Here is a 22,810-nt window from a genome sequence, read left to right as displayed (position 1 = left end):
GCCCCGCCCTTGTTATCCCTCTTGTCGGGAAGACAGGATCCAATCCCGCACAATCTCGGCCTTTGGTGTCAGGGGGCGAGTTTTGGACCACACCAGATAAAACCCTTTGCCCGTTTTCCAGGCCCATTCAGGACGCGCCGCCAGCATGCCCTGCCGCACCAGCGGAGCTACGACATGATGCCAGCCAAAGGCAAAGCCCTCGCCCGCCATCGCGGCCTGCAAAACCAAGGCATAATCGTTCAGCCGCAGACCGGTACGAGGGGTGACCTCGGTGATGCCAAAGGTGCGAAACCACTGTTCCCATGTGGGGCGTTCACGGACCGGCTCCTCTAGGTGAATAAGCCGTTGATTCAGAAGGCCGGGCACATTCTTGAGCGTGACGGCGGCGGCCATGACGCGAGGTGAAGCGACGGGATAGATCACCTCATCCGATATCAAATGCGCGTCGCAATCGGGCCAATTGCCATCGCCCAACCGCACGGCAAGGCTGATGGTTTCCACATTCAGGTCCGGCTCGCGATCGCTGGATTGCAGGCGCAGCTCAATATCGGGATGATTTTGCTGAAACGATGCTATTCGAGGCATAAGCCAGTAGTTGTTGAATGCCGAAGAAGCGCTGAGTGTCACGTGATCATTGCTGGCAAATTGCCGGATCGAAGCTGCAGAATGCGACAGCAGCTCGAACGCGCGGGTGACATCTGAAAACAGACGGTTTCCTGCATTGGTCAAAGTGATCCTGCGATGGCTGCGCCGAAACAATACGACGCCAAGTGAGGTTTCCAATTGCTTGATCGAGGCACTGACGGCGGGTTGCTGCACATTCAACTCCTCTGCCGCTTTGGTGAACGATCCCGTGCGTGCGGCAGCTTCGAAGACGACCAGATGGCGAGGAGAGGAGAGAAGGGACCAGCGTTTTTGCATAACTTCAGATTATGCTAAACATCAATATTTTCAACCGTCACAGAGATGTGGTTGAGCGCTATGGTTCTTGAAGAAACATGGCGATGAGGGTTTCAATGGCACGGCGCGCTCGGACATCCAGAAAACGGCAGGACACACATATCGCTGTGCCCGCCTCACCCTTTATTCAGCGCCAGGCCCCGTTTTACGATCTGCTTGACGAGGAGCAGGTCGTTCGTCTGGAACGTCAGGTGGATTGGTTTTTGCAGGACGTCGGCATCGCCTTTCGTGACGACCCCGAGGCGCTTGCGCTATGGAAGTGCGAAGGGGCACAGGTCGACGGTGATATCGTGCGCGCCCCTGCAGATTGGATTCGCGCCCTTTGTGCCAAGGCACCGCGTGAGTTTACTCAGTTGGCCCGCAATCGGGATCGATCGGTTGTCATCGGCGGCCGAAATCAGGTTTTCGCTCCGGTCTATGGCGCCCCTTTTGTGCGTGATCTGAAAGGTGGGCGGCGTTATGGCGATCTGAACTCCTTTGAAGACCTGGTGCGCCTTACCTACCTGCACCCAAACTTGCATCACGGGGGTTTTGTGACCTGCGAGCCGTGTGATGTTCCAGTCAGCAAGCGGCATCTGGATATGTTGCTGGCCCACATGACGCTAAGCGACAAACCGCATCTGGGCGCAATTACCGAGATGAGCCGCGCTCAGGACAGTGTCGACATGGCCGAGATCGTATTTGGCGCGGATGTGATGGCGGAAAACTGTGTCATCATGGGCAACGTGAACACCAATTCACCGCTGCTGGTGGATCGGGTGGTGACGGAATCCGCGCGGGTCTACAGCAGCCGGGGGCAAGGTATGATGGTGGTGCCGTTCATCCTGTCCGGGGCGATGGGGCCGGTGTCGACCGCCGCCTCGGTGGCCCAGGCATTGGCCGAGGCGATGATGGTCTGTGCATATATTCAGCTTATCCGTCCCGGTGCGCCTTTTGTACTGGGGAACTTCCTGTCTTCGATGTCGCTGAAATCCGGCGCGCCGACTTTTGGCATGCCCGAGCCGGTGATCTCGAATTATGCGATCGGGCAACTCGCGCGACGCGTGGGCCTGCCTCTGCGCTGTGGCGGATCGCTGACAGCGTCCAAGATCGAGGATGCGCAAGCCGCGTATGAAAGCGCGGATTCGATGCATTCGACCATGTTGGCCGGGGCGAATTTCGTGCTGCAATCGGCGGGTTGGCTGGAAGGTGGACTGTGCGCCGGATTCGAAAAACTGATCATGGATGCGGACCGGCTTGGGTCTTATCAAAAGGTTCTGGACCTGGGGCTGGACACATCAGACGAAGCGCTGGCCAGTGACGCCTATGAGGAGGTTGGTCCCGGCGGCCATTTCCTGGGCTGCGGTCACACCATTCGTAATTATCAGGATGCGTTCTATGAACCCGCGCTCAGCCACAGTGAAAACGTCGAAAGCTGGGAGGATGAAGGGGCCAAGGACATGCGCACGCGGGCTTATGAACGTTGGAACCAGATGCTGAAAGATTATGAGGCGCCTCCCATCGACGTGGCGTTGAAAGAAGAGTTGGAGGCTTTCGTTGCCAAACGCAAAGAAAGCTTGCCCGACGCCTGGTACTAAGTTCCCCGACCTTTCACCTATGCCGGTCAACCAAGGAAAACACGTATGCCCGAGATTCAAAAAGACGAAACAGCCACCGGCAAACCGTTGCCGTCCCACGCCAAGGTCGTTGTAATTGGTGGCGGTGTCGTTGGCTGCTCGATCCTGTTTCATCTGGCCAAATTCGGCTGGAAGGACGTGGTGCTTCTGGAACGAGATGAGCTGACCTCGGGTTCAAGCTGGCACGCGGCGGGGCAGATTCACACGATCAGCTCGGACCCGAATATCAGCCGTCTGCAAAGCTATACCATTGATCTGTATAAAGAGATTGAAGAGACCTCGGGCCATTCGGTTGGATTGCATATCACTGGAGGTTTCTACGCGGCCTCGACCAAGGAGTGGTACGACTATCTGAAACGCGAGCGGTCGAAGGCGCGCTATATGGGCCTGCATCAGGAGTTCATTTCTCCGTCCGAGTTGGCCGAACGGCACCCGCTGGTCGATCCGAAACATTACTATGCAGCGCTGTGGGATGATCAGGACGGCGATCTGGACCCGTCGGGAGCGACCTATGCATTTGCCAAATCTGCGCGCGTTCATGGTGCGCAGTATTTCACCCATTGCGGTGTTACCGCGATGTCGCAGCGACCCGACGGCTCGTGGGATTTGACCACGCCCAAAGGTCAGATCAATGCCGAACACGTGGTGAATTGTGGAGGGCTGTGGGCGCGCGAGGTCGGGCATATGTCTGGCATTCACCTGCCGGTTCAGCCAATGGAACACCATTATCTGATCACCGAGAAAATCCCTCAGATTGCTGAGCGGATGGAGATCATGGGAGAGGCGGGGCGCCTGCCCGCCGGGATCGACTATGAGGCCAACATCTATTTCCGGCAGGAACGGCAGGGGATGCTGCTGGGCACGTATGAACCGAAATCGACCCCTTGGAAGGTGAACGGCACGCCGTGGGATTTTGGGCATGAGCTGCTGCAACCTGACCTTGACCGCATTGCCGATCGGCTGGAGATGTCGTTTGAACGCATTCCTACCATTGGCGAGGCTGGGATCAAGGACATGATCAACGGTCCCTTCACCTTTGGTCCTGATGGCAACCCGATGATCGGCCCGGTGCCGGGGATGAAAAACTATTGGGTCGCAGTGGGCGTCATGGCGGGCTTTTGCCAAGGCGGCGGTGTGGGGCTGACCATGGCTGAATGGATGATCGACGGAGAGCCTTCGATCGACGTCTGGGCCATGGATGTGGCGCGGTTTGGCGAGTTCGCAACGCCAGACTGGGGCACAATCAAATCCTCGGAAAACTACGAACGCCGTTTCGTGATGACGTTTCCGAACGAAACGCTACCCAAGGGACGGATGCAGAAAACCACCGCGCTTTATGATCGTTTGGTCGCAAAAGGCGCGCGGATGGGGCAGGGCTTTGGGTTGGAAAACGCGCTGTGGTTCGCCGATGGCCCTGAGGACGCGCATGAAGACCCGACTTTTGAGCGCAATCGCAGTCACGACTATGTCGCGCGTGAGGTGAAAGCGGTGCAAGAGGCTGTTGGTGGGATCGAGATTGCCAATTTCGCCAAACATGAATTCAAAGGCGCGGGTGCGCGGGCCTATCTGGATTACGTGCTGGCCGGGTATGTGCCCAAACCGGGGCGCCTGACGCTGACACCGATGTTGACGCCCAAGGGTAAGCTCTTTGGTGATTTGACCGTGGCCTGCTTGGCCGACGATCACTTTATCCTGTTTGGTTCAGGCGCCATGCAAGAGGCGCATCGCCGCTGGTTCGAAAAGGACCTGCCGGATGATGTGAGCTATGCCAACGTGTCGGACGATTGGCACGGAATCGCATTGTCTGGCCCCAAATCCCGCGAGTTGTTGGCGCGGCTGACGCGAGAGGATGTCTCGGCCGAGGACTTCAAGTTCCGCGATCTTCGCCAGACCTTTGTGGCCGGTGTACCGGTGATCCTGAATCGCATCTCGTTCAGCGGGGAACTGGGCTATGAGATTTATTGCAAGCCGCAATACCTGTTGCGTCTGGCCGAAGCGATTGAAGAGGCCGGGGCCGATCTGGGCTATCGCTGGTATGGGGCCCGCGCGTTGATGTCGATGCGGCTGGAGAAAGGGTGGGGTGTCTGGACGCTTGAATTCCGTCCGGATTTCAATGCAGTCGAAAGCGGCATGGAAGCCTTCATCAATTGGAACAAAGAGTTTGTCGGCAAGACGGCGACCGAGGCGGCCCGCGCCGAAGGCGTCAAACAGAAGCTAGTGACCATGACAATCGACGTCGACGGAATTGATGTGTCGAATGATGAGGCGATCGTGAAAGACGGCACTGCCGTCGGTTATGTCTCGTCCGGTGGCTATGCGCATCGGGTCGGGGAGTCGATGGCCATGGGGTATGTTGCCGCGGACCATGCCGCGCCGGGAACGATCCTACAGGTGGAAATCCTTGGCGCGTTCTATGACGCCACGGTTCTGGGTGCACCAATTTACGATGCCAATGGAGCCAATATGCGCACCTGAGTAGTTGGTCGAAAAGCCATCCGCGCACAGGTTGCAAGACCGTCATCATTTTGTTGGCTTGTAACCTGGCCTGCCATCAGCGTTCGTCAAAAGCGTTGTTCACGGTCTGATGCACCGGCTTCAGCATTTAGGCGAGCAGAGTATTCTCGCCTGTGGTCATCTCTGCCACCACGGTCATTCCGGCCTGAAGAGGACGTTCATACGCGCCGCTGCCAATAGATTTTTCGGCCAACTGTATCGAAGCCCGGAAATTGGTTTCGCCTGTCATCTTATCGACAAGCGACACCGAATCCAGCCCGCCTGAGCAGATTACGATCGTTTTCATATTTTGAACCCTTGTTTTGTTACCCGGGTAGGCTGCGACCGGGATGCACCCTGTTACACACGGGGGCTAGGCGTGCCAACCCTCCATTCCCGCAATCACGCGCTTGTGGTAGATGACCCGTGGGTCGTACGGCGTGACCAGATATTCACTTGCTGTGTTCAACACCGGGTAAACTAATCGGCATGATCCTTGAAACTATCTGGAAACAAGAAATTGCACCCTCTAATCTTCCACTGACATTTGGCCGATCAACCCCAGATTTAAGCCACCAACAGCCGTTTTGGACCACAAGTGCGAGTCAGCGTAGGAATTGCCGTATCAATACTTGTCGCGCTTTCAATCGGCGCGTCGACTTTTGTGGTGCATTCGCTGTGGTGGACGACCGCGAGGGAAAACAGTCGGATGTTGGCGGCCGAGATCAACAGTCAAATCGCCAACACGGTGCGGATTGAAGTTGGATTGACCCTAAGATCCGCCGAAGCGGCCTGGGCCGCGGTCCGGACAATCTTTGTCCAGAATGTGATTCAGACACAGCAAGCCGACAAGCGAGAGTTTGTGTTCCTGTCGCAATTGCAGGCGCAGCCCAACATATCGTGGATTACCTTCGGCTGGCCTGACGGGGACTTTTTCGCCGCCCACCGTTTAGGCGACAGTGGGCTGGAGATGATCGAAATCAACGACGAGATCCGGGATCGGAGCCTGCGCAAGGACCGCTACATTTTTATTCCCGGGGACATCCAATTCGAAGACCGCTCGTTTTCGCCAACCCAATATGATCCGCGCGATCACGCCTGGTACGGTAATTTCATTGATCGCGATACGCCGGACTGGATCGAGGTGCGCGACCTGCCGGGTAGCGACAAAACGGTCTATGCCTTTGCCGGGGCAATCGACGTGAACCGCAGACGCCAAGGCGTGTTGACAGTGGCCATTGAAACGGATCGCCTGTCGCGCTTTTTGGGATCATTGCGACCGGGTGAGTTTGGCGCGGCCTATATTCTGAGCGCGGATGGCAAGGTGATCGCCGTACCGGACCCGGATGCAGATGAGGTCACCCCGGCGCGGATGGGTGAAGGTGAGCTGTACGAAGTTGCCAAGATGTCTGGGGAAACCCTTTTGGCGACCTCTGGTCCGAATGTCGCCGGCAGTTTGACGACCCGTGTGGTGTATGACGACGTGCCCTATGCCGTGGCACTGACCCCGCTTGGATTTTACGGGTGGCGCGTGGCCACGGTCATCCCCGAAGCCGCCTTCCTGTCAGGTATCGACCGGACGCTTGTCAATCTGATTTATGCGCTGCTTGGGGTGGTTGTTGTGGCGACCGGTCTTGCCATTTGGTTAATGCGCAAGGTTGTGGCAAACCCTTTGTCGCGCGTTGCCGAAGACCTCAGCCGAATTGAGCGTTTCGATGTCGAGCAGGTCTCGCGGCGTCCCTCGCGCCTGAAAGAGCTCAATAACCTGTCCGCGGCGACGGCCAACATGGCGGCGGGTCTGTCGGCGTTTCGAAAGTATGTGCCGACCGATCTTGTGCGAATGCTGGTGGCGGCAGGTATCAAGACGCAGCCCGGAGGGGAAACAAAAACGATATCTGTGCTGTTTTGTGATGTGTCGGGTTTCACCGGCCTGACCGAAAAGCATGGCCCGAAGATTGTCGAGTTGATGGCACCATTCTTCAGCGCTGCGTCATCGACCATTGAACGGCATCATGGAACAATCGATAAGTTTATCGGGGATGCGGTGATGGCGTTCTGGGGTGCCCCGCGAGAAAATCTCGACCACGCTGAAGATGCCTGTCGTGCTGCGCTGGAACTCGTGGACGTGGTCGAAAGTGCTGGCCTGCGAAGTGACTCTGACGATTCCCTGCGCGTCAGGGTCGGTCTGAACAGTGGTGAAGCTCTGGTTGGGAATATCGGATCGGAACAGCGGCTGAACTACACGGCAATTGGGGACGTCGTAAACGTAGCAAGCCGTCTGGAGGTGGCCAACAAGGCCTATGGCAGCGCGATCCTCATTGGACCCGAAACACGGCGAGAAGCAGGTGACGCGATCATCGTCCGGGAACTGGATACGCTTGAAATTGCCGGCCGGTCCGGAGAACTGGTCGTTTTCGAACTGATTGCCATGACTGACAGTGTCGCTGAGACCCCACCGTGGATCGAGGCTTATGAAACAGGTCTTGCCCATTACCGGGCCAGACGCATGTCCGAGGCGGTCGCGTCCTTTGAGACCGCAGATAATTTGCGCGGGGGCGATCCTGCGTCCGTTTTGATGATCAAGCGAGCAAAAGCGTTGCTGGCGGACCCTCCGCCAGGCGATTGGACGGGCGTTGCATTCATGGATGATAAGTAGTGTTTCCTTAGGATGTTTGAGGCGTGAGGCGCTCGTCACTGTGTTTTCTGGCGTCATCGCCTTGAAATTTTGTTTCGTTTTGCCGGTAAATACTGAAACATCATGACAGCGCGAGCTTGATAGTTTAGTTGTTCAATTTAAAGCAAAATTGACAATGTCTCGGTGAATATAGTGGAACACGTAACCTTCACGTTCGAGATGGGAGTGGTGTGCGCTTTGTTGGCCTTCACCGTTTTCCTTTTCGTATCGGAAATTGTCAGAATAGACCTTTCTGCGATACTGGTTTTGGTTCTGGTCGGCCTTCTTAGCTACGCTCCGGGGCTTGAGAACCTTGCCAATGTTTCGCAACTGTTCGACGGATTTGCGTCCAATGCGGTGATATCCATCATCGCGGTTATGATCGTGGGGGCGGGTCTGGATAAAACCGGCATCATGAACAAAGTTGCGGCGGTCATATTGAAATATGGGGGCACCGCCGAGAACCGGGTGCTGCCAATTGTTTCGGGCACGGTCGGCGTTATTTCATCCTTTATGCAGAACGTCGGTGCGGCCGCATTGTTCTTGCCCGTGGTCAGCCGAATTTCCTCTAGGTCCGGAATTCCGCTGTCCCGCTTGCTGATGCCCATGGGGTTTTGCGCCATTTTGGGCGGCACGATGACAATGGTGGGCTCATCACCGCTGATTTTGCTTAACGATCTCGTCATCACTGCAAACAAGGGTCTGCCCGCTGATCAGCAGATTGAACCATTTGGTCTTTTTTCGGTTACACCAATCGGAGCGGTCCTGATCTTAACTGGGATCGCGTATTTTCTGCTGCTTGGGCGGTGGGTATTACCGGGCGATACCGGATCTGACAGTACCGGCACAGGGCAGGGTACGCAGGAATATTTGCAACGGGTGTACGGGCTGCAGGCAGATGTTTTCGAGGTGATCGTGCCCGAAGATAGCCCGCTGGTGGGGCGCATTCTGGCTGATATCAACCACGAAGAACACCTATACATAATCTCTACGTTTTATCGTGGCAAAACGTCGATGGTTCAAGTCCTGACCGCCGAGATTGCAGCACCTTGCAGATTGGCCATCATCGGAAACCGCTGGGATGTAGAACAATTTGCACTGAAATTCGGTCTAACGGTTCTGCCGGATTTGGATATCTTCGTTGAAGAATTTGCGCCGACCAATGCCGGCATAGCCGAAGTCGTTGTGACGCCCGATAGCAAACTGATCGGAAAATGCCCGCGCGAGCTTTTGTTTCGCAAGACCTATGGCATGTCGTTGCTTGCAATTCACCGCGGTGAAGAAACGCTTAGCCATGTTGAAACCGACACGCACGAATCCACTCAGATCGGGCTCGAGGAATTTCACGCAGGGGACATGCTTGTTGCACATACCCGATGGGACAACCTGATGCGCATTAAGCGTGATCCTGATTTTGTCGTCGTGACAACGGATTTTCCGCAGGATGAATTGCGGCCGCAGAAGGTCGGTTGGGCCTTGGCCTTTTTCGCAATTTCCCTGTCGCTGATTTTGTTCACCGACGTTCGTTTGTCGTTGTGCCTGCTTACCGGAGCCGCGGGAATGATGCTCACACGTGTACTGAGTGTGGATGAGGCCTATCGCGCAGTCGGATGGAACACCGTATTCCTGCTGGCCTGTCTCATACCGCTTGGGCAGGCGGTGCAAAACACCGGAACGGCGGCATGGATTGCCCAGCAAATCATGATCATTCTAAACGGCTGGCCGATATGGGCGCTGCAGGCTGGTGTCGCGATATTGGCCACAGCCTTTTCGTTGGTCATGTCGAATGTCGGGGCCACTGTCTTGCTTGTGCCGCTTGCCATTTCGATTGCGGTGGCGGCAGGAGGCAACCCAGCTGTCTTTGCACTGACCGTAGCAATCTCGACCTCGAACAGCTTTATTATTCCAACCCATCAGGTCAACGCGCTGATTATGGGCCCTGCAGGTTACAAGGTTATGGATTTTGTGCGCTCGGGTGGAGTTATGACAATTCTGTTCCTGGTTGTTTCCTTGTTGATGCTTAACGTCATCTACTGAACTGCCCGGGCGCGCAGCCCGATCAGAGGTGCTTGTTTCTGAAAAAGGCGCTAGTTGACTAGGTAATTTGTCGGCGGACGTTTCGGTTCAGTCTGCTAATTCTTTCACGACGGAAAAAACGAAAAAGTGTTGAGAAATCATGCTTTTGAATTCTGACTTATCATTAATCAACGCAGCGCTTCTTTTTGATCGCCAGTGTTATTGGGCCAGAATGTCGTTTGTGGATTTCACATCCGCGATTTCACCGTCAAGCGTTGCCATGCTAACCGAATGAACTTGAGTGGCATTGTGGGATTTTCCGTCCGGGCCGGTAAGCCCATAAGTCCAAACAGCATCGGCTGCATAGATTGGCTGAAAGCCAAGATCAGCTGCACTGCGCGTGGTCGATTCTACACAATGATTGGCGGTCGCACCGCACAGGATAACACGCTCGACGCCAGCGTCTTGCAGAATTGCCTGCAATGGTGTTCCCACAAAACCGCTGCTGCCGGTCTTGACGACGATAGGCTCATCGGTCGCCGGGGCCGCGAATGGTTGAACTGCACACCCCGGGGCGTCGGGGTGAAACGGGTCCTCGGGATCCGTACCATGGTGGTGAATATGGACGACCGTGCTGCCGTCGCGGCGGAATTTTTCCAGCAGCTGGGTAATATTGCTTTCTGCCTCGGGACATGACCGTTCCGTGCCCAAAGCATCCTCGTGCGCCAGGGCCATTTGAACATCAATCACCAAAAGTGCGGTTTTCATTCTTTTCCGTCCTTAGCCCGTGGTTTCAGCCTTGCGGCTGGCCAGTATGTTCTCCACCCGCTTGCCGTATATGCGAATGTTGATCTCATCCCCGATTTCGCGGTCGGGCTGTTCGTCATAAGTCATCGTGGCCGTAATACGGGGGCGGTCTCCTTCAACCTTGGTCACGCCATGTAACGAGTACCCGCCACGGAACAACGTCAGCGTTCCCGCCCCGCGCGCGAAGGTCTGGGCATGAGACAAGTCCCCATCCAACAAGCGGTCCACCGCCTCTCGGTCTTCATCCGAGTCTGTCCGGGAATTTGGAATAAAGGTGAACTCACCACCTTTTTCGGCAGCCTGCAACAACAGCGTGACAGTGCATTCGGTCGTATCATAGTGCCAGGCATGTCCGCTTCCGGGTTGCAGGGCGACGACGTTGAGCGCCTGAAACTCATCCGCGCATCGATACAGTTGGTCTTTCATCTGCACCCGCCGCACAAACTCGGTCAAAATTTCTGACTGGTACAGCTGCTTGAGGCCGGACTCTGCCGGTATTTGATCATCTGCAAGCTGCACGGCGCTATGGATGAATTCTTTTCGGCGCGGATCATCGTCAGGCAGCGAAGGGTCAATCGCCCCCTGATAGATGTTTCGCTTCACGTGCAAAATCTCCGCCGTCGGAAGCAGGGTGTTTGCCTCTGAATTCATTTGTTTCAAAGCCTTGGAATGCAGAAAGCCATCCAGATTGCACCAGCCGTTGGTGTCGATGCTGAGCTGACATTGGGCTAATAATTCTGCACCCGGGCCATTGTCCAGATCGGCAATCGGGTAGCGGTCGAGGTCTACAAAATCCAGAGCGACATCCCGTTTGGATTGGCTGGTGTCAGTCATGATGATCTCCTTCAGGAAAACTCAACCGGTCAGTGCGCGGTCGCACATCCCGATACTATGCAGAGCAGTCTTGATCAGATAAAACGAAACAAAACGCGCCCATGAACATAAATTTTTTATGGAAAGCTGATGCGCCACAATCTGAACCTCAACTGGTTGCGGAGTTTCGAAGCCGCAGCGCGATTGCTGAGCTTCACATCTGCGAGTCAAGAAATCGGCCTGACACAGACTGCCGTAAGCCAGCATATCAAAGCCCTTGAGGCACAGCTGGGCGATAAGCTGTTCGTGCGCCGCCCCAAAAGTCTGCAATTGACCGATGTGGGCAAAGCTTACTTACTGCCTGTCCGCGAAGCACTGGGCACGATTGAGATGTCGACGACCGGCCTATTTGGTCCCCGCGGGGCTGCAACGATCACTATACGTGCCTCGATGGCCTTCATCATGTGGTTGTCTCCAAGGTTGGATGGCTTTCTGCGCGACCATCCCGACACCAGCGTCAAACTTTTAACCTCGATCTGGAAGGATTCCTCGGAACAACACCCGGTCGATGTTGATATCGTCTTAGCGTCCAAAGACTATGCAGGCCCTAATTTGGAGCCGCTTTCGGACGAGGCGATTGTCCCGATTGTCAGTGCCGTGTCCCATGAAATGATAAAAGGGCCCAAGGACTTACTGCAGCACCCATCAATTCATATCTTGGGTTTTGACGATCATTGGGCGCGCTACCTTTCCGCCTTTTCGCTGGAATCAACGCGCCCTAGTGCGCGGCTGGTGACCGACACCTCAACCGCCGCGATCGAAATGGTTGGTGCTGGTTTGGGGTGTGCCGTGGTCATTGAACGTTTTGCGGCACGGGCGATGGCGGCCGGACAGAACATTCGTATCGCTGGCGAAGCGGTAGCATTGGAGCAATCTCATTACCTCATTAGAACAGATCACCGCGCTGCTGTTCGCCCACAAATCGAAGCGTTCAATTCTTGGCTTCGGCAGCAGTTCTGAGTTCAGCACCTTGATGTTGCCAGATGAGGTGAACTAAGCCACAGCTGACGAAGAATGAGGCCCCGCACCTTTTTTCTTAAGAAACATGGGGAAAACCCCCATGTTAACCCGCGAATCTTCACGTGAACGAATCTTGCGTAGTCAGTGATAGGGTGAGACCATCGCAGTACAGTCCGAGCAAACATGCGATAAAAGGGGTGTTTATGGAACCAGGCAATCTCAGGCTATTGCCAGTCTACAACGGGAATACACTGGCCGACCTGTTTCAGGCTTGTTCAAGCCCTTCTTTATCGTCGGCGATTTGCGGTTTGTGGGGCAATTCTGACTTCAAGCTGGGCAATCACATCATTGATCAGCCTGAACAGAGCTCGATTGACCTTTCACAATGCTTTGGCAAGGCGCTACCCTTTGTCGGATGTCGGTTTTGAGAATGGGAAGCCCAGAGGCTTTCTATATTCCGGGATACGTACACAATTCGCGTAGCCCCCAAAACTCGGATGCAGGATCACAATAATCATGCGTCTTGTGTTTTATCAAATGGCCAGTTCACGATGAGCAAAAATCTCTCTTGCAAAAATCAACCAGAGGCATCCGATGCACAGCGTTCGGCGTCAAATCTGGTCAATGTGATGAACATCGACCGCGATGACGCATTAGGTATACGCGATCAGATACGCGCAGAGTTGGCTTATTTGATTTCAAGCGGCGTACTGCAAAATGGAGCGAAATTGCCCTCCTGCAGAGCACTTGCGCGCGATCTCAAGGTGTCTGTGAACTCGGTGTTGGGTGCATATTCCAGGCTTGTTGACGAAGGTACGATCATTTCGAAGCCAAAATCTGGCTACTATGTCTCTCTCAATCTGAACCGGACGCAGGCCAAGGCAGATCAAGAGATCAACGCGAATTTCCCGAACATCGTCGAAAGAATAACCAGAAGGCGTTTGCCATCCAAAGCAGGCTGTATCACGCGGCCTGCGGATTGGCCGGACTATCAGTTCCCGTTCGTGTGCAACCAGGCGGCCTCGAACAGGTTTCCTTTGGCTGAATGGCGTGAATGTTCCCGACTGGCGTTGAACATGCGCGACCTCAGCAATTGGACAGGTGACAACCAGTATCGTGATTCCGACACCTTTGTTGAACAAATCTGTAGCCGGTTGTTGCCGCATAGAGGCATCGTCGCCAAGCCTGAAAACGTGCTGATTACCATGGGTGCGCAGCAGGCCATCTATATAGTGGCGGCTTTGCTGCGTGGCTTTGGCCGCGTCGTTGCAATTGAGGATCCAGGATATGCCGACGCGCGTAACATATTCGAGCAGACCTTTGATGAGGTCCGGTTCATCCCCGTCGACAGTGAGGGTCTTGTTGTCGATGAAAGACTGGCCGGATGCGATCTGGTCTATGTGACGCCAAACCGTCAGATGCCAACAGTTCTGTCTATGTCGCAGACCCGAAAACGTCAGCTACTGGACATGGCAAAGAAGGAAGATTTCCTGATTATCGAAGACGATTATGAAGGTGACATGGACTTTGATGAGAACAGTCTGCTTCCTTTGTATAGTGGGCATTCTCAGGGGCGGGTGATCTATACTGGCAGCCTTTCAAAAAGCTTGGCTCCGGGTCTGCGGCTGGGCTATCTGGTCGCCCAGGAATCTTTGGTGCAAGAAGCGCGCGCCCTACGCGGAATGATGATCCGCCATCCACCGCACGTCATTCAACACACCGCATCTCTGTTCCTGCGTTTTGGTCATCATGAGACGCACCGGGCCAAGATGCACCAGATTTTCAACGAACGCTGGCACGTCGCATCGCAGGTCATCCAAGAGCTGTTTCCCGATTTCGAGTTGCAATACGAATATGGCAGCACGAACTTTTTCTTCCGCAGCACCCAAGGTCACAGCGCCTATCAAATCGCGGAAGCTGCACGTCAAAGGGGCGTGATTATCGAGCCGTCAAGCGTCTGTTTTTCTGATGAAAAAAAGGGTGAAAAAACCTTCAGGCTTGGCATTTCCGCCGTTCCGGCAGGCAATATCGAACAGGGTCTTCGCACCTTGCGCAGCGCCATTGATGCGCTCTAGCTGTGCCCACACTTAAACTCATCTGTGTCTATCCAACAGGCCAACAAACTTACCTTTATTGATGGGCAAGGCCAATCGGGCTGGTCTGATCGAGTCACTTGCCCACGCGAAAGCAAGTTATTTTATTATTGATTTACCGCGCCCATAGGTCCGTCAGGTCGAATGTAGCGAGGTGAGAGATGAATATTCTGGGGCACTTTGTATCCAACGAATTTTGGCCAGGTGCGAGCAACAGGATTTCTGAAATTGTAAACCCGGCCACCGGGGCAGTGACCGGAAAGGCAACGCTGGCCTCTGTCGAAGACGTAGACACCATCGTTAGAACAGCGGCTGAGGCGGCGCCGGGCTGGGCGGCAACACCGCCTGCCAAACGCGCGATGGTCATGTTCGAGTTTCGCGATCTTCTCAAAAAACATACCAATGAACTGGCTGAACTGCTGTCGTCAGAACATGGAAAAACTCTGCCGGACGCAAAAGGCGAGATTGCGCGCGGTATCGAGGTTGTCGAATTCGCGTGTGGGATTCCTCAGCTTCTTAAAGGCGAGTATTCAGAGGCCGTTGCAGCAAACGTAGATTGTTTTTCTGTCAGACAGCCTTTGGGCGTTGTTGCAGGTGTAACACCCTTCAATTTTCCCGCCATGGTCCCGCTTTGGATGTATCCGGTGGCCATTGCCTGTGGAAATACCTTCGTGCTGAAGCCTTCCGAAAAAGACCCCTCGGTCGTGATGCGCATCGCGGAATTACTGGCGCAGGCCGGGTTGCCACCGGGCGTTTTCAACGTCGTGAATGGGGATAAAGTGGCCGTGGATGCGCTTTTGGATCATCCATTGGTTGAAGCGGTCAGCTTTGTCGGCTCAACGGCAATTGGGCGTTACATATACTCGCGTGGCTCTGCGAACGGGAAACGCGTGCAGGCGTTGTGTGGCGCAAAAAATCATCTGGTCGTTATGCCGGATGCGGATTTGGAACAGGTTTCGGACGCGCTCATTGGGTCGGCCTATGGCTCTGCGGGTGAGCAATGTATGGCCATTTCCGTTGCCGTACCCGTTGGTGAAGACACTGCAGATCGGCTGATCGACGTACTGGCACCCAGGGTGCGGGCTTTGAAAGTTGCGCCATTTACCGACCCGTCCTCAGAACTTGGTCCCGTGATCAGCAAGCAAAGCTACGACCACATCCACTCCTATATTGAACAGGGCCTTGAAAAGGGTGCCGAGCTTGTTGTCGACGGGCGCGAAATCTCGTTACAGGGGTACGAAGACGGCTATTTCATCGGCGGGTGCCTGTTTGATCGAGTGACGCCTGATATGCCCATCTACAAGGATGAAATCTTTGGGCCGGTCCTTTCCGTGGTGCGAGCCGCCAGTTACGAAGACGCAGTTGGTCTGATAAACGATCATGAATATGGAAACGGGACGGCGATCTTCACCCGTGACGGTGACGCTGCGCGTGATTTCTGGGCGCGCGTGCGCATAGGTATGGTCGGAGTAAATGTGCCAATCCCGGTTCCGGTCGCTTATCACTCTTTCGGAGGGTGGAAGCGGTCCCTGTTCGGCGACCATCATATCCACGGCATGGAAGGGGTGCGATTCAATACCCGACTCAAAACCATGACAACCAGATGGCCATCCGGAATTTGTACGGGGGCTGAATTCAATATTAACGGTGGAAAAGTTGTCTGAGTCTAGGCTGGGAGTGAGCAGCCATTCTTAAAATTCTCGCATTGAGACATTGAGACATTGAGGCGCCACATCATATCCCGGCGAGGTTCTATTATTTGAAGTTGATCCCAAAGGCCTCGTGAAAACACTAACACGTGCCTACGCAAAATCTGTGTAGCATCCTAGTGCTTTTCTGAATCTCATCTTTGGAATGCATCAGGACGACGAAGAACCACCGTCTGATCGATCCATTGAAGCAATGTGCGTTGGACGGGCGCTAACTGTTCCCATCGACATTGAAATTATCCGCTTAATTTCAAGTCGATATCCAATAATATTGTTATTTTACAATGTGATAAGCGTTAGATTGATCTGTGCCCATATTTTCATCGATCTGTGCCTTTCGCTTATTAGCCTGCATAATCTTAACTTGACCCGAGGAGGACGATGCAAGCCTTCTGCGAAATGAGGGGTTGCGCCTGCTCGCGTATGGAACGCATCATATTCTTCTAGGGAAGACAGAGCTGGGTCTGCAAAGTCATTGCAACGCCTTGTTCAAAATAGGCATTTTCACGGGGAGGACAAAGCGTGCTGATGCGAGGACTTGAAGCTCTTACAGGGGCCATATCCGAATTCGCAGGTTGGATCGGATGGTTTCTGATTTTGTACTGCATGGCGTTTGGTGTTTCCGACGTTTTCATGCGTTACCTACTCAACAACCCATCGCAATGGATCGGCACCACCTTGCAGGCCGCAATGGTGCTTTTGGCATGTGTGGGTGGTATCTATTCGCTGCAGCATGATAGCTTTGTGAAGCTTGATCTTTTCTACGCGAATGCGACAACGCGAAAGAAGGCGATCCTAGATGTGTTGACCGCGCCCATCGCGATCCTCTTTCTGGTGACTCTGATCTGGAAAGGATACGAAGCGGGTTCGCTTTCACTGATGCTCAACCAGTGGACGCCGACATCGGTGCCGATTCCGATCTACCCAATCAAATTTGCAATCCCACTCGCCGGGTTCTTTGTTCTGCTGATCGTCATCAAGAAGCTTCTTGTGGATTTGCAAACAATCTTCGGCGGCGAACCTGATGAGGCGTAAGCCGAAACCCGGCGACGTCCTAATCTGAACAAGATCAAAACGAAAAAAATCATCTCTACAAACAAGGAGGATACAAATGAAACTTGAAAAATCCATAAAGACAGCCTTTTGGGCCGGTGCTCTTGCCACCAGCGCAAGCGTTGCTTTCGCTGCAGACGGCCCGCCGGATGAGGTAACAGAATGGGTTTTCCAGCCGGCATTTGACCAAACTGACGCTGGTTGGGACAACGGCCTGATCCCTTGGGTTGAAGCCGTTGAGGAAGCAACACAAGGTACCGTAAAAATCCGTGTCGAGCCTGCTGGCGCACTGGTAAGCGGCGCCGAGGCCTTCTCTGCAGCCGCAGCCGGTCAAACAGACGGCTATGCCGGCTGGGGATCCGTCTATGGTGGTGACATGCCGGAAGGCATGCTGGCTTTCGGTATGGCAATGGGCGCCAACAACACCGAAGAAGCATGGGAAGTGATGTGGGGAAATCCTGATTATCGCGTTGGCGATATCGTTCAGGAAGCTGCACACGCGCGTAACCTGCACTGGGCTGGTTGGACCAACCAGGGTCCAAACGCGATGTTCACCAAATTCCGGGTTGAAAAAATGGAAGACCTGGAAGGCCACAAAATGCGCGCAGGTGGTCCTCAGGCGATCTTCCACTCGACCATGGGCGGTGCACCCGTTTCCATGAACGGTGGCGAAATCTATACTGCCATCAAGCTGGGAACGATCGAAGGCACCTACTGGGATACCGGTGGGATCGACGACATGTCCTTCCAGGAAGTGATCGACTACGCGATCATGCCGGGTTGGAACCCCGCACAGCACCAGGAAATCTTCATCAACCTGCAAAGCTGGAATGCCCTGACGGACTGGCAGCGTGAGCAAATCGACGGTATTTTCGAAGAAACCTACTTTGAAACCAGCCGTATGCACGCGGAAGGTGTTGAAGAAGCGCTGCAAATCCTGCGCGATGCCGGTGGCGAAGTGATCATGCTGAGCGACGAAGAAGTGGCAAGAATGCGTGAAAAATCCATCGCAGAAGTTTGGCCCCAAGTTGCTGCAGCATCTAAAGGAAACGCCAAAGGCGTCGAAATCTACAAAAAGTTCCTCGAAGATAAAGCTGCAGGGAACTAATCCACCGAAAATTCGTCATACGTGACGCACAAAATGACCGCTGGCTTGTTAAACGAGCCAGCGGTGCCTCGGAAAATGCCGCCAACAATACGGCATTTGGAACCGCGCATTAGCCGACGTTCCTAGGCTGCCACGTGCTAAGGAAAGACAAAAAATGAGCCTTGAACTTATCACAGCGCTGTACTTCATAGTGCTATTCGCCATTCTTTTCATGGGTTTGCCGGTCTCATTTGGCCTTGGCGGTACAGCCGTACTGTTCGCGATGATCATAGAACCGCGAGCGCTCTTGTCGGTGCCAAGTGCCTTTTATTCGACTCCGTGGAGTTCGATTCTGGTGACCGTGCCGCTCTTCCTGTTCATGGGATCCTTGATACGATTTTCCGGAATAGCCGAGGCCGCCTATGACGCTGTCTATAAACTGATTGGACATGTTCATGGCGGACTGGCGATGGGAACGGTTCAGGTCTGTACCGTTTTCGCAGCTATCACTGGCATCACGCCACCTGCGACGACAACCATGGGGCAGATCGCATACCCCTCGATGATGCGATACAATTATGACCGTAGGATCGCCATCGGATGTATCGCGGCAGGTGGCGCTCTGGGCGCGCTGATCCCGCCGAGCGTTCCGTTCATCTTCTATGGTCTTTTGGCAAAAGTATCCATTGGTGACCTGTTTATGGCCGGTCTGATGCCGGGCCTGATGCTTGCCATGTTCTATACCATCTACATCGGTGTCCGTTGCCGCATTCAGCCGGAACTTGGGCCCGCTCTGCCGGCAGATCAGAAATTCACGGTGAGTGAAAAACTCAGCGCCGTGCTCAGCATCTGGCCCTTTGCCCTTTTGATCGTGATCGTTTTGGGCGTTATCTGGGGCGGCATCGCAACGCCTGCCGAGGCTGCTGCGTTTGGTGCTGCGGGCGCATTCGTCATCAACTTCATCTATGGCAAACTGACCAAGGAAGTTCTGGTTGAATCGCTGGTGTCGACAGTAAAGCTCAGCGGTATGGGCCTGTGGATCCTGATTGGCGCAACTGTCTATCTCAACGTGTTCAATACCTTGGGCAGCCAGGACCTTCTGACCAATCTGGTTCTATCCATGCCAGGCGGAAGCACAGGCATCCTGTTGATGATGATGCTGATCATCTTGATCCTGGGTATGGTCATGGATGACTGGGCCATCATTCTGCTTTGTACCCCACTGTTCATCCCGATCATTGATGAACTGGGGATCGACAAACTGTGGTTCGGCGCTTTGTTCATCGTAAACATTCAGATCGCCTATCTGACCCCTCCATTCGGCTTCGTTCTGTTCTGGATCAAGGGCGTTTTGCCCAAGGACGTGAGTATGGGCGATGTTTACAACTCGGTTGGACCCTTTGTTGTGCTTCAATTCGTTGGCCTCACGTTGATTTTCATCTTCCCGGAAATCGCCACCTGGCTGCCCAACGCGCTGAAATAGAGGATATCAGATGTTCAAACATATACTTGTCCCCGTAGCTCCCGGACATGAGAAAGAGTATACGGCATCCATAGAAGCAGCGAAAAAACTATTGGCGGACGGTGGTCGGATTTCAGTCTTGTCCATTATGGAAGAGCTGCCATCCTACATGGCGTCATATTTTCCGAAGGATCAGCTTAAGAAAGCAATCGATGAGCTTGCGGATACTTTGACGGCAGAGCTGGGATCGGACGTGATCGATGTTCATGTTGTGTCAGGACATTCGACCAATGCAATCCTCAGTTGGCAGGAAAAGCACAAGGCGGATTGTGTCGTCGTGTCCTCACACCGACCCGGTCTTTCTGACCTACTACTGGGATCTACGGCCGCCAGGGTTGTACGGCATTCCAATTGCAGCGTGGTGGTCCTTAGATAAGGTCAAGCAAAATCAATTGGTTGCAAAAAGATGGGGTTTCCGGTTCCTCTTGGGGAGGGGCCGGAAACTTTTTTCATTCAAAGTACTGTATTGAAAAATGTAAAACTCTCAGGCGCTTGGTTTCATTTTATTGAAAGCCAACAGTTCTTGTCGGATCGCTTAATTACTGAGACTGCGCATGCAACAGATTCAGTTACTTAGGTTTTCGAGTCTTTGAGACTCGGAAACGGGCCAAAATTTCCAAAACTTAAGAACGCGACTTTCGGTTGACAGGTAGGGAATGCTTGGAAAGAGACCAAGAGAGCTTCCTTTGCGCCACTAAGACCCACTCAACTGGCCAGGCAGTGGCTTCTGCCAATTGTCCTGCCAGTGGCGTCACTACACCTGGCGCAGTCGGAACCGTCGTACACACCGCCACCAGTGATCCGATGGCGGCCAGAGAGGCAAATATTGACGTATTGCTGGAAAGGTTTGCTTCATGGAACATGGTCACCAGATACACTCCGGCCCAGGCATTTATTCCGGAGTGAAAAACCACAGCTCCGAAGCCAATGACCCCGGACACAAAGAAGATTGGCGCAATGTTTACTTTCTGAGGAAGATCGCTAAAGGGGATGACACCGACTACAGGTAATGCACAGATCAGAGCGGCCCCAAGTCCGACCCACGCAGGTGCGATTCTATGCCAGCTGTCTGTAACCCAAAGTAAAATGGTAACTCCGAGTATGCCGGATATGGCGACTGGGCCGAACGCGACATCCGCCATCTGGGGCATCAATTTGCCGAAATCGATTGCCATCCAAGCCTAGCCGACTCGCTCAGTCGCAACCTGTGCCTGGAAAAACTGGCCGAACGGGCTGTCCAGATCATCGGCTCAGAGGCGGACTGGGATCAGATGGCGGGGAATGCTGGCATAGAGTTGCCGGACCACACTGCCATGAAGGTGGGTTCTTCACTGATTGCCTTGCAGATCGTTTCCCGCGGCCAAGGCGCGGCGACTATCTCGGAGGATTTTTTGCGCAGCTACATCAAATAAGGACTGCTGGTCTCTCAACTCGATGATCGGCTGCCTACGCCCGCAGTGTTTTTTGGTCGTTCAGGTCACCTCGGAAAAACGAAACGAGGTGAACCAGTTCTGCAGGTGGCTTCAAGACTACTACAAAGCAGCGCAAAGTTTAGGACTGAGGCTAACAGTTGGAGCGTAACCCCGCCGCATGGCGTCCAAGAGGTGCAACTACTCGGCTAATGAATTGCTACAGTCTGTGTGAATCATAACTTTTCTACTGCGCGGAAGCGAACTATCCGGCGCTCTTGCAGCAGTTTTCACACCGCAAGCACTTAAAGCGAGAAACTTGCCAATCTGCTATCAGTTCATCGCGACCAGCAGGGGCGTTCACACCTTCACAACCGTAAACGCTCAATACGAGAATTTTCCGGGGGCAAAAAATATTTCCTTGAATAGCCGCTAAATCGTCACTGGACCCGTTGTTCCTCTGACGATGCACTCCAATTCGCAGCAGACTCTGAATGGCTCCGGATCGTCTGAGGTAATGTAGTCGGTGAACTTTTCCCCCGCCAGCGTTCCGATGGTTTCTGCCGGAATACGAATGGTCGTTAGACCCGGCTCGACGTCTGACGACCCTTTGAAATCGCCGATGCCGATAATCGACAGGTCTTCGGGAACGGTCAGGCCCAGTCTCTGCGCGGCAAACAAGGCACCCTGTGCAATAACATCGTTTCCGCACAACAATGCCGTGGGGCGCGGATGTTCCGTCAAAAGGTAAATGGCAGCCTGCTTTGCCTGCGAGACACTGTAGGGCGCTTCGGAAACTCGCTTGTCCGGAAGGCAAATATCCCTTTCCGCGAGCGTATCATGTACGGCTGTGAACCGGTGCTGCGCTCGATCATTGCCATTGGTTTTGGGAAAAATCAGTCCGATGTCCCGATGCCCCAAGGCCAGAAGATGCTCGGTCGCAAGTCGCCCGGCCAGAAGATTGTCTGCCCCGACACAGGGCAAGTCTGAATCTTCGGAGTAGTTCCATATCGCCAGCCCCGGAATTTTCTGCTGTTCGATCAGGCGGGCGGTTGCCTCGGCGTGTTCCAACCCGACAAGCGCAACCCCGTCCACACGATGCTCGAGCAACTTGCGAACCATCGCGTATTCCCGGTCAAGATCGTATCCGTGCGACGCCAGCAACAGGCTGAAGCCGGCCTTGTCGATCGAATCCGAGAATGCCTGAATGACCTCAGCAAAAATGGCATGGTTGATTGTGGGCACAACTAGGCCGATGGTCCCGGACCGTTTGCCATGCATCGTCTGTGCAGCACGGTTGCGGATATACCCCAGTCTCTGAACCGCTCGGTTGATCTTTTTGCGAGTCGCTGGGTTCACCAAATTCGGGTGATTAAAGGTACGTGACACCGTGGACGGAGAGACTTTTGCAGCCTTTGCAACTGCCACAATATCCACCTTACCCTTTTGAAAAATTGACATAATTTTCTTCCATTTGGTCGATTTTATGAAAACATTTGCAAAACTATTTTCATTGCCTAACCTGATTTGTCAACAAA

The 22,810-nt window shown here is 54.0% G+C and carries 17 protein-coding genes; 11 read left to right on the top strand and 6 right to left on the bottom strand.

Annotation, left to right across the window (positions count from 1 at the left end):
• Positions 1-12: 12 nt before the first annotated feature.
• On the bottom strand, positions 13-921 hold the full coding sequence (locus GOX21_RS20330) for a LysR substrate-binding domain-containing protein (RefSeq protein ID WP_170379654.1): 909 nt from the start codon (positions 919-921) through the stop codon (positions 13-15).
• 95 nt (positions 922-1,016) lie between these two features.
• Here GOX21_RS20330 and GOX21_RS20325 point away from each other — a divergent pair, with 95 nt between their 5' ends.
• Together GOX21_RS20325 and GOX21_RS20320 are read left to right on the top strand one after the other, a co-directional pair.
• A complete protein-coding gene (locus tag GOX21_RS20325; protein ID WP_170379656.1) occupies positions 1,017-2,537 on the top strand; it encodes a trimethylamine methyltransferase family protein in 1,521 nt (506 codons plus the stop codon).
• Positions 2,538-2,582: 45 nt separating this feature from the next.
• Positions 2,583-5,051, top strand: a complete 2,469-nt coding sequence (locus tag GOX21_RS20320) for a GcvT family protein (protein ID WP_170379658.1) — start codon at positions 2,583-2,585, stop codon at positions 5,049-5,051.
• A gap of 127 nt (positions 5,052-5,178) precedes the next feature.
• Here the strand turns inward: GOX21_RS20320 and GOX21_RS20315 are convergent, their stop codons facing one another.
• Positions 5,179-5,376: a hypothetical protein gene (locus GOX21_RS20315; RefSeq protein ID WP_170379660.1), complete on the bottom strand. Its 198-nt coding sequence runs from the start codon at positions 5,374-5,376 to the stop codon at positions 5,179-5,181.
• Between the two features lie 291 nt (positions 5,377-5,667).
• Here GOX21_RS20315 and GOX21_RS20310 point away from each other — a divergent pair, with 291 nt between their 5' ends.
• Positions 5,668-7,725: an adenylate/guanylate cyclase domain-containing protein gene (locus GOX21_RS20310; RefSeq protein ID WP_368040049.1), complete on the top strand. Its 2,058-nt coding sequence runs from the start codon at positions 5,668-5,670 to the stop codon at positions 7,723-7,725.
• Positions 7,726-7,896: 171 nt separating this feature from the next.
• Entirely contained in the window at positions 7,897-9,780 is a 1,884-nt protein-coding gene (locus GOX21_RS20305; protein WP_437436691.1) for an SLC13 family permease, read from the top strand.
• 198 nt (positions 9,781-9,978) lie between these two features.
• On the opposite strand, the gene GOX21_RS20300 is transcribed toward GOX21_RS20305, so the two are convergent.
• Together GOX21_RS20300 and GOX21_RS20295 are read right to left on the bottom strand one after the other, a co-directional pair.
• Positions 9,979-10,527, bottom strand: coding sequence for an isochorismatase family protein (locus tag GOX21_RS20300; protein WP_170351230.1), 549 nt, complete (start codon positions 10,525-10,527; stop codon positions 9,979-9,981).
• A 12-nt stretch (positions 10,528-10,539) separates the two neighbouring features.
• Positions 10,540-11,400, bottom strand: a complete 861-nt coding sequence (locus GOX21_RS20295; RefSeq protein ID WP_170379662.1) for a HalD/BesD family halogenase — start codon at positions 11,398-11,400, stop codon at positions 10,540-10,542.
• 129 nt (positions 11,401-11,529) lie between these two features.
• Here GOX21_RS20295 and GOX21_RS20290 point away from each other — a divergent pair, with 129 nt between their 5' ends.
• The 7 genes from GOX21_RS20290 (at position 11,530) to GOX21_RS20260 (ending at position 20,239) form a co-directional block, all read left to right on the top strand.
• Positions 11,530-12,399, top strand: a complete 870-nt coding sequence (locus GOX21_RS20290; protein ID WP_170379665.1) for a LysR family transcriptional regulator — start codon at positions 11,530-11,532, stop codon at positions 12,397-12,399.
• Between the two features lie 497 nt (positions 12,400-12,896).
• Positions 12,897-14,474: a PLP-dependent aminotransferase family protein gene (locus tag GOX21_RS20285; protein ID WP_170379667.1), complete on the top strand. Its 1,578-nt coding sequence runs from the start codon at positions 12,897-12,899 to the stop codon at positions 14,472-14,474.
• A 179-nt stretch (positions 14,475-14,653) separates the two neighbouring features.
• Positions 14,654-16,156 carry a CoA-acylating methylmalonate-semialdehyde dehydrogenase gene (locus GOX21_RS20280; RefSeq protein WP_170379669.1) on the top strand — a complete coding sequence of 501 codons (1,503 nt, stop codon included), beginning with the start codon at positions 14,654-14,656 and terminating at the stop codon, positions 16,154-16,156.
• 651 nt (positions 16,157-16,807) lie between these two features.
• Positions 16,808-17,236, top strand: coding sequence for a TRAP transporter small permease subunit (locus GOX21_RS20275; protein WP_170379671.1), 429 nt, complete (start codon positions 16,808-16,810; stop codon positions 17,234-17,236).
• Positions 17,237-17,312: 76 nt separating this feature from the next.
• Positions 17,313-18,362, top strand: a complete 1,050-nt coding sequence (locus tag GOX21_RS20270; RefSeq protein ID WP_170351236.1) for a TRAP transporter substrate-binding protein — start codon at positions 17,313-17,315, stop codon at positions 18,360-18,362.
• A gap of 154 nt (positions 18,363-18,516) precedes the next feature.
• Complete coding sequence (locus tag GOX21_RS20265; RefSeq protein ID WP_170379673.1) at positions 18,517-19,824, top strand: TRAP transporter large permease; 1,308 nt, start codon at positions 18,517-18,519, stop codon at positions 19,822-19,824.
• Positions 19,825-19,834: 10 nt separating this feature from the next.
• Complete coding sequence (locus GOX21_RS20260; RefSeq protein WP_170379675.1) at positions 19,835-20,239, top strand: universal stress protein; 405 nt, start codon at positions 19,835-19,837, stop codon at positions 20,237-20,239.
• Between the two features lie 247 nt (positions 20,240-20,486).
• On the opposite strand, the gene GOX21_RS20255 is transcribed toward GOX21_RS20260, so the two are convergent.
• Positions 20,487-21,038 (bottom strand): hypothetical protein, encoded by a 552-nt coding sequence (locus tag GOX21_RS20255; RefSeq protein ID WP_170379677.1) that lies wholly within the window; start codon positions 21,036-21,038, stop codon positions 20,487-20,489.
• Positions 21,039-21,704: 666 nt separating this feature from the next.
• On the bottom strand, positions 21,705-22,733 hold the full coding sequence (locus tag GOX21_RS20250) for a LacI family DNA-binding transcriptional regulator (RefSeq protein WP_170379679.1): 1,029 nt from the start codon (positions 22,731-22,733) through the stop codon (positions 21,705-21,707).
• Positions 22,734-22,810 lie beyond the last annotated feature (77 nt).

Source organism: Ruegeria atlantica, from assembly GCF_013032005.1.
GTDB classification, from domain to species: domain Bacteria; phylum Pseudomonadota; class Alphaproteobacteria; order Rhodobacterales; family Rhodobacteraceae; genus Ruegeria; species Ruegeria atlantica_A.
This window is presented reverse-complemented; position numbering and strand designations above follow the sequence as displayed.